General features: G+C 62.8%; 7 protein-coding genes. 4 read left to right on the top strand and 3 right to left on the bottom strand.

Going from position 1 to position 8,028, the window contains the following annotated elements:
- Window positions 1-18 precede the first annotated feature (18 nt).
- Complete coding sequence (locus KBZ15_RS13835; protein ID WP_255015800.1) at window positions 19-1,341, top strand: HAMP domain-containing sensor histidine kinase; 1,323 nt, start codon at window positions 19-21, stop codon at window positions 1,339-1,341.
- Here KBZ15_RS13835 and atpC read toward each other — a convergent pair.
- Both atpC and atpD read right to left on the bottom strand, forming a co-directional pair.
- Window positions 1,338-1,745 carry an ATP synthase F1 subunit epsilon gene (gene atpC, locus KBZ15_RS13840; protein WP_255015804.1) on the bottom strand — a complete coding sequence of 136 codons (408 nt, stop codon included), beginning with the start codon at window positions 1,743-1,745 and terminating at the stop codon, window positions 1,338-1,340. The genes KBZ15_RS13835 and atpC overlap by 4 nt on opposite strands.
- Before the next feature lie 29 nt (window positions 1,746-1,774).
- Window positions 1,775-3,235: a F0F1 ATP synthase subunit beta gene (gene atpD / locus KBZ15_RS13845; RefSeq protein ID WP_255015805.1), complete on the bottom strand. Its 1,461-nt coding sequence runs from the start codon at window positions 3,233-3,235 to the stop codon at window positions 1,775-1,777.
- Between the two features lie 243 nt (window positions 3,236-3,478).
- On the opposite strand from atpD, the gene groES reads away from it, so the two are divergent.
- The 3 genes from groES (at window position 3,479) to KBZ15_RS13860 (ending at window position 6,446) form a co-directional block, all read left to right on the top strand.
- Window positions 3,479-3,790 (top strand): co-chaperone GroES, encoded by a 312-nt coding sequence (groES, locus tag KBZ15_RS13850; RefSeq protein WP_094561335.1) that lies wholly within the window; start codon window positions 3,479-3,481, stop codon window positions 3,788-3,790.
- A 77-nt stretch (window positions 3,791-3,867) separates the two neighbouring features.
- Window positions 3,868-5,502, top strand: coding sequence for a chaperonin GroEL (gene groL, locus KBZ15_RS13855; protein ID WP_255015806.1), 1,635 nt, complete (start codon window positions 3,868-3,870; stop codon window positions 5,500-5,502).
- Between the two features lie 413 nt (window positions 5,503-5,915).
- Window positions 5,916-6,446 (top strand): recombinase family protein, encoded by a 531-nt coding sequence (locus KBZ15_RS13860; protein WP_255015807.1) that lies wholly within the window; start codon window positions 5,916-5,918, stop codon window positions 6,444-6,446.
- A 151-nt stretch (window positions 6,447-6,597) separates the two neighbouring features.
- Here the strand turns inward: KBZ15_RS13860 and KBZ15_RS13865 are convergent, their stop codons facing one another.
- Complete coding sequence (locus KBZ15_RS13865; protein WP_255015808.1) at window positions 6,598-7,854, bottom strand: IS256 family transposase; 1,257 nt, start codon at window positions 7,852-7,854, stop codon at window positions 6,598-6,600.
- Between the last annotated feature and the right edge of the window lie 174 nt (window positions 7,855-8,028).

Here is an 8,028-nt window from a genome sequence, read left to right on the forward strand (position 1 = left end):
GACCCAGGGAGCTGAGCCATGGCGCGGCCCAGGGCACGCCTGGCGGGATTGGATTGGCTGCTGCTGGTCGTCAGCCTGGCTCTGGGGGGCATCGCCGGTTACCTGGGCCTGTTGCTGGGCATGCGCCTTCTGCTCGAGCCGCGCATCGTCAGCGAAACGGCCCTGCGGCTGAGCAAGTACACGGTGCTGGTCGAGCAGGTGTTGCAACACGCTGAAGAGCCCCTGCCTGTGGGGGTGCTGGTGCGCCAGCAAAACCAGCTGCCGAGCGGCCCGCCGGCCCAAGCCGGGCGGATTGAGCTGCTGTTGGAAAAGGCTATGGCTAGGGAGTTCGGTCTGCAGCGGAGGCTTCAGCGCGACCAGCCTCCCCTGCAGGACCCGTGGGGCGGGCACTGGGTGCAACTGAACAGATTTGACCAAAGAACCGGCCAGCCCCTTTGGCTCTTCCAGTCCCAGCGCCTGAGCAACAGTCTCTGGTATCTGCCCCCGCTGCGCATCCTGGCCATCTTGATCGGCGCGCTGGCCGGGCTGGTGCTTTTCCTGCGGCTGAAGGTTGAACGCCCCCTCGGTCAACTGTTGACCCTGCTGGCGGAGCAGGGCTCGGCGGCCCCGCTGCAACTGCTGCCTGAGCAGGGCATTGCCCCGATCCGCAACCTCAGCCTGCGCATCAACCGGCTGCTGGAGCGCATCAACAACACGGCCAGCGCCCGACGCCAGCTGCTGCATGGCCTCACCCACGACCTGGGCGGCCCCCACGCCCGGCTGATGCTGCGCACCGAAATTCTCTGTGAGCGCCTCAGCGGCGAGAATGGCGAGCTGGCCCAGGCCATGGCCCTCGATCTGGAGCGGTTGCGCGAGTTGACCGACCAATTGGCCATGCTGGGGGAGCAGGAGCTGCCGGCCGAACGGCGTCAACCCTGCGCCCTCGACGACCTGTGCGGCCGCATTGTGGCCAGCCACCCCTCCCTGTTAATCAAGCTGCGGCTGCCTCGCTTGCTGGTGAACCTCGACCCCGAGGGGCTGCAACGGGCGCTCAACAACCTGATCGACAACGCCCTGGAGTACGGCGCACCACCGGTGGAACTCAGTGCGGTGCGCCGCGGCAGCGACCTGCTCTTGCGGGTGGATGACCACGGCGCAGGCATTCCCACCGAGACCCTACTGGCGATCCCGGGGCCCAGTCGCAGCAACGATCGCCAACGCCAGAGGCATCGGGGGCTGGGCCTGGCGATAGTGGAACGCTTCTGCGTTGACCACCAGGGCAGGCTGCGGCTGCTTGAGGCCCCAGGTGGGGGCCTACGGGCCGAGCTGCAACTGCCCGTCTTGGTTGATTGGGCTACTTAGAGCGCCTTGCTGGCCTGAAAACGGGCCCGAGCCGTGGCCAGAGCTTGGCTGGCCTTGACTTTCTCAGGGCTGGAGGCCTGGCCCTCGAAGCTGGCTGCAGCGCTCTGGGCCGCCTCGAAGGTGGCTTCGGCGGCGGCGGCATCGATGCTGCTGCCCAACTCGGCACCATTCACCAACACGGTCACCTCGTCGGCTTCCACTTCGGCGAAGCCGCCCATCAGGGCGATGGTTGACCAGGTACCGGCAGAGCGCAGCCGCATAACGCCGGTGTCTAAGGCGGCAAGCATGGTGACGTGGCCGGGGAGGATGCCTACCTGGCCGGTGGTGCTGGGCAGGATCACCTCTTCGGCGGTGCCATCAAAAACGCTCTGATCTGGAGCCAGAACGCGCAGGGTGAGACTCATGGTTGGGGGTCCTCAGGGAGAAGAGGGGATCAACCCTTGGCTTCGGAAAGGATCTTGGCGGCCTTTGCCTTCACCTGGTCGATGTTGCCCACCAGATAGAAGGCCGCTTCAGGCAGGTCATCGAGTTCACCGGCAAGGATCATATTGAAGCCCTTGATGGTGTCTTCGAGCTTCACATATTCTCCCTTTTGGCCGGTGAAGATCTCAGCGACGAAGAAGGGCTGGGAGAGGAACTTTTCAATCTTGCGGGCCCGATCTACGGTGCGACGGTCGTCCTCAGAGAGTTCGTCTAGGCCGAGAATGGCGATGATGTCTTGGAGCTCCTTGTAGCGCTGCAGGGTGCTCTGCACAGAGCGGGCCGTGCGGTAGTGATCATCTCCCACCACGGCGGGCTGGAGCATGGTGCTGGTGGAATCCAGGGGATCGACCGCCGGATAGATGCCCTTGGAAGCCAGGCCGCGGCTGAGCACGGTGGTGGCATCCAGGTGGGCGAAGGTGGTGGCCGGTGCCGGGTCGGTGAGGTCGTCGGCGGGCACATAGACGGCCTGGATCGAGGTGATCGAGCCCTCCAAGGTAGAAGTGATGCGCTCCTGCAGCATGCCCACGTCGGTGCCGAGGGTGGGCTGGTAGCCCACGGCCGATGGCATCCTGCCCAGCAGGGCTGAGACCTCGGAGCCGGCTTGCACGAAGCGGAAGATGTTGTCAACGAACAACAGCACGTCCTGCTTGTTGACGTCGCGGAAGTGCTCGGCCATGGTCAGAGCCGAGAGACCCACGCGCATGCGGGCGCCAGGGGGCTCGTTCATCTGGCCGTAGCAGAGAGCCACCTTCGACTTGGAGAGGTCGTCGGGGTTGATCACGCCCGACTCCTTGAACTCCTCGTAGAGGTCGTTGCCCTCGCGGGTGCGCTCGCCCACACCGGCGAACACCGATACGCCGCCGTGCTCCTTGGCGATGTTGTTGATCAGCTCCTGGATCAGCACGGTTTTGCCCACACCGGCGCCGCCGAAGAGGCCGACCTTGCCGCCTTGGCGGTAGGGGGCTAGCAGGTCGATGACCTTGATACCGGTCTCGAAGACTTTTGGCTTTGTTTCCAGCTCGGTGAGGCTGGGGGCAGGCCGGTGGATCGATGCGGTCAGGGTGGTGGCCACCGGGCCCCGCTCGTCGACGGGTTCGCCGAGCACGTTGAAGATGCGACCCAGGGTGGCTTCACCCACGGGCACGCATATCGGTGAACCGGTGTCGAGAGCTTCCATGCCGCGAACTAGGCCGTCGGTGGTGCTCATGGCGACGGCACGCACCCGGTGGTCGCCCAGCAGTTGCTGCACCTCGGCGGTGAGGGCGACCGTCTGGCCGGCGGAGTTTTTGGCTTCAATTCGAAGCGCGTTGTAAATCCTGGGCAGCTTGCCGGCCGGGAATTCGACGTCGAGAACCGGGCCAATCACCTGCCGCACAATGCCTTTGGTGCCGGTGGCGGTAGCAGCTGCCATAGGGAAGGGAGACGCAGAGAGCGCCCAGGGGGAACCATCCCGCCTGAAGCGGCGCAACCTTACCACCGCGGTTGATCGCCAGGCAGGGTTCGGTGACCCGCACAGCTCCTTGTTGGCCAGGGCGACCCTTGCCGGCATAAATTGGCACTCAACGGGCTCGAGTGCCAATTCGCCTTCAGGCCCACTCCAGTCCGTAGTCCAGTGGCGTCTCAGGCGCCATGCCGTTGCTCTCGCAATTCATTCATGGCTGCTGTCTCTCTCAGCGTCTCCACGGTTAAGCCCCTCGGAGATCGCATTTTCATCAAGGTGTCCGAATCGGAGGAGAAAACCGCCGGCGGCATCCTTCTGCCCGATACCGCCAAGGAAAAGCCCCAGGTGGGTGAGGTGGTTCAAATCGGTCCCGGCAAGCGCAACGACGACGGCAGCCGCCAGGCTCCCGAAGTCAGCGTGGGCGACAAGGTTCTCTACAGCAAGTATGCCGGCACCGATATCAAGCTCGGTAGCGATGAGTTCGTGCTGCTGTCCGAGAAAGACATCCTTGCCATCGTCAACTGAAGCTCGGAACTGCTGAGTTTCCGAATAGTTGATCTGGCTTCCGATCAAGATTTAATCCCATCACGACAAGGCTTTCCATGGCTAAACGCATCATCTATAACGAGAACGCCCGTCGGGCTCTCGAAAGGGGTATCGACATCCTGGCCGAGGCGGTGGCAGTCACCCTCGGCCCAAAGGGCCGCAACGTGGTGCTGGAAAAGAAGTTCGGCGCCCCCCAGATCGTCAATGACGGCGTCACCATCGCTAAAGAAATTGAACTGGAAGACCACATCGAAAATACCGGTGTGGCTCTGATCCGTCAGGCCGCCTCCAAAACCAACGACGCTGCCGGCGACGGCACCACGACTGCCACCGTGCTGGCCCACGCCATGGTCAAGGCGGGTCTGCGTAACGTGGCCGCCGGCGCCAACGCCATCACCCTCAAGCGTGGCATTGAGAAGGCCGCAGACTTCCTGGTCAAGAAGATCGAGGAGCACGCCAAGCCGATCTCCGACTCCAGCGCCATCGCCCAGGTGGGCACCATCTCCGCCGGCAACGACGAAGAGGTGGGCCGCATGATTGCCGATGCGATGGACAAGGTGGGCAAGGAAGGCGTGATCTCCCTGGAAGAAGGGAAATCGATGACCACCGAGCTGGAGGTCACCGAGGGCATGCGCTTCGACAAGGGCTACATCTCGCCCTACTTCGCCACCGACACCGAGCGCATGGAAGCGGTGCTCGAAGAGCCCTACATCCTGCTCACCGACAAGAAAATCGGCCTGGTGCAGGATCTGGTGCCCGTGCTCGAGCAGATCGCCCGTACCGGCAAGCCCCTGCTGATCATCGCCGAGGACATCGAGAAGGAGGCCCTCGCCACCTTGGTGGTGAACCGTCTGCGCGGTGTGCTCAACGTTGCCGCCGTCAAGGCGCCTGGCTTCGGTGATCGCCGCAAGGCCATGCTCGAGGACATCGCCGTTCTCACCAACGGTCAGCTGATCACCGAGGATGCCGGCCTCAAGCTGGAGAATGCCAAGCTCGAGATGCTCGGCACCGCCCGCCGCATCACGATCAACAAGGACACCACCACCATCGTGGCCGAAGGCAATGAGGTGGCCGTCAAGGCCCGCTGCGAGCAGATCCGCAAGCAGATGGACGAAACCGACTCCTCCTACGACAAGGAGAAGCTGCAGGAGCGTCTCGCCAAGCTGAGCGGTGGTGTGGCCGTGGTCAAGGTGGGTGCCGCCACCGAAACCGAGATGAAGGACAAGAAGCTGCGCCTGGAAGACGCCATCAACGCCACCAAGGCGGCCGTTGAAGAAGGTATCGTTCCCGGCGGCGGCACCACCCTGGCCCACCTGGCCCCGGCCCTCGAAGAGTGGGCAGCTGCCAACCTCTCCGGTGAGGAGCTGATCGGTGCCCACATCGTGGCTTCCTCCCTCACCGCTCCGCTGATGCGCATCGCCCAGAACGCTGGCGTCAACGGTGCTGTGGTGGCTGAGAATGTGCGCAACAAGCCCTTCAACGAGGGCTACAACGCCGCCACCGGCGAGTATGTCGACATGCTGGCTGCCGGCATCGTCGACCCCGCCAAGGTGACCCGCTCCGGTCTGCAGAATGCGGCTTCGATCGCCGGCATGGTGCTCACCACCGAGTGCATCGTGGCCGACCTGCCTGACAAGAAAGACGCAGCTCCTGCCGGCGGCGGCATTGGCGGCGGCGACTTCGACTATTGATGGGCGACTTCGACTACTAGAGTGTTTAGTAGGGTCTTTGGATCCTTCTGCTCTCAACTCTTTAGTGTTTATGGGAGGTCTCACGACCTCCCTTTTTTTGTGCTTGCACGTCTGGTGGTGCTAAACACCGCCCTTATGGTGCTAAACAGTTTCCGAGACCCCTGCCGTTTCAGGAGCGGGCGATTGTGAGTGGTAAACCCAGTGCTAAACAAAATTCCTGGTTTCGAGGGCGCCCCTGGATCTCCAGGGCGTTGTCCATACGGACCCGCTCCGCATAAACAGTATCTACCGTATCTATGTGCGGATACAGAACTGTCCCCTCCGTGCCGTGCGTTCCGTATCTACAAATAGTATCTACGGTAGATACGGAACAGACAAACGTGCATCAGCAGCATGTAAAACCCAACCTTTTCGTGGTCCTGCTGAGGATCTCCACCAAAAAAAGCGGTGGTGCTGACAGTCATGGCGTTGCAGCTCAGAAACGAGACATCGAACTGTTCCTTTCCTCTCAGCACGGTGCTGAGGTGATCGCTGAACTGACTGAGGTGGAGAGCGGCGCTGCTGAGAGCAGACCCGTCCTTGAGGAGGCACTGCATCTCTGTCGAATTAACAAGGCGACGCTGCTAGTGCAGAAGGTTGACCGCCTCTCACGGGACCTGGAGCAGTTGGCACGGATCGTGAAAGACAAGACAGTTCCGATCCGTGTGGCGACCCTTCCCAACGCTGATAACTTCCAGATCCACCTGTTCGGGGCACTCGCAGCCCAAGAACGTGAATTCATATCGATCAGGACCCGTGCTGCTCTTGCAGCTGCACGTGAGCGGGGAGTGAGGTTGGGGAACCCCAACCTCGCTGAGATCAACCGTGGCAGGAGTAGGACCGCCAGCGCCTTTGCTCGTAACGGTAGCGCCCCTCCGAGTGGTGTAACTCAGGAGGTCCTGTGACCCTTGCCGGAGGGTGAACAGGAGCAGTCAGAGGATGACTGCCTGGAAGCTGATTGCGCAGCTCCGTTCATCCACTATGAACCCTGATCGCTGAATTTGCAACTCAGCGATCGATGTGTTCTGTGTAGATCGAGGGAGGAGCTGGTGCGCTTCAGCTGGTGCTTGCTGCCGGCTGGGCGGTCGGATCAGCATCGGTGAGCTCCAGCGGCTCTTCTGGCTCCGGGATCTTGGCCATGGTCGCCTCTGAGAAGAAACGGCGGCGCTCCAGCTGCCATTCCTCCTGCTGCTCCAGCAGCTGGCTGCCTACCAACCGCACGATCGCAGCATCGTTGGGGAAGATGCCGACCACGTTGGTGCGGCGTTTGATCTCTTTGTTCAGCCGCTCAAGCGGGTTGGTGCTCCAGATCTTGCGCCAGTGCTCCTGGGGGAAGTGCAGGAAGGCCAGCACGTCGTCGCGGGCGGCGTCCATCACGGGCACGGCCGCTGGGAACTGCTTGCGGAGCATCTCGGTGACCCGCTGCCAGTGGCCACGCACCTGATCAGGGGCCTGGATCACAAACACAGCCTTCATGGCCGCTGCCACCATGTCCTGGCCGGCTTTCGGCACATGGCTGAGCAGGTTGCGCAGGAAGTGCACCCGGCACCTCTGCCAGCTACTGCCCTGGAACATCCGCCTGATCGCCGCCGTCAGCCCCAGGTGGGCATCGGAGATCACAAGCCGGGTGCCAGTCAGGCCACGCTCCTTGAGGGAGCCGAGGAACTGGCGCCAGAAGCCCTCTGCCTCGCTGTCACCCACGGCGATGCCGAGCACTTCTCGGTAGCCGAGGTCATTGATGCCGATCGCTACCACCACGGCCCGTGAAACCACCTGCATGTTCTGCCCCAGACGGCCGTGGAGGTAGGTGGCATCGAGGAAGACGTACGGGTAGCGGGCATGGTCCAACGGCCGGCCCAGAAAGGCTTTCACCTGCTCGTCGAGCCCCTGGCAGATGCGGCTCACCTCCGATTTGGAGATGCCGCTGGCGCCGCCCAAGGCCTCCACCAGGGCATCAACCTTCCTGGTGGAAATGCCACCGGTGTAGGCCTCCATCACCACGGCATAGAGGGCCTTGTCGACCCGGCGGCGTGGCTCGAGCCAATCTGGAAAGAAGCTGCCCTGTCTCAGTTTTGGGATGGCCAGGCTGATGTCGCCTACCTGGGTGGTGAGCAGACGCTGGCGGTAACCGTTGCGGTGGGTGGACCGCTCATCAGGGCAGCGTTCATGACGCGTGGCTCCAATGGCAGCGGATACCTCGGCCTCCAGCAGATCCTGGAAGCCCCGGCGCACGATCTCAGGGATCAGGGCGCCAGCGGTGGTGCCCTCCATGAGCTGAGCCAGCTCGGAGGCGCCACTATGGGTAAGGGTCATGGTCTGTGTTCGGTTTGGTGGTAGTTCTCCGAACAGGGTCACAGACCGGCCCACCCATTGCCACAGCTGATGTCTGAGGGAGGCGAACCGTCAGCCCCGGCTACGCCGGGGCTGATCCCCCTGAGTTACACCACTCCATGGGACGCCGCTCTCGTAACCACGCCCCGCTGATCA

It is taken from the genome of Cyanobium sp. BA20m-p-22 (assembly GCF_024346275.1).
Taxonomy (GTDB): Bacteria; Cyanobacteriota; Cyanobacteriia; order PCC-6307; family Cyanobiaceae; genus Cyanobium_A.